Annotated in this window: 1 pseudogene; it reads left to right on the plus strand. The window is 61.4% G+C overall.

Features of this window, described 5'->3' with window-relative positions:
• A pseudogene (locus tag IB273_RS32080) lies at positions 1 to 228 on the plus strand (hypothetical protein); the annotation flags it as partial.

Consider the following 228-nt stretch of genomic DNA (forward strand, 5'->3'; position numbering starts at 1 on the left):
TGCTGGATAGCCTGCGCGCCGAATGGAAAATCCAGCTCCCTGCCGCAGGTGAACAAAAGGCCCGCAACTGGTATCGCCTGGATGGCCTGCTCAATGACGCTACCGGCAACCTCATCGACGGCTGGGTCTGCGAGGAAGTGGGCGTCACCCCGTGGGTCAGTCCCTGGGCCTGGGAAGGCTACGACATCATCGTCAACGTCAATCCCCTCGAAGAGGGCATGGCCTACT

This window comes from Pseudomonas sp. PDM19 (assembly GCF_014852215.1).
GTDB lineage: Bacteria > Pseudomonadota > Gammaproteobacteria > Pseudomonadales > Pseudomonadaceae > Pseudomonas.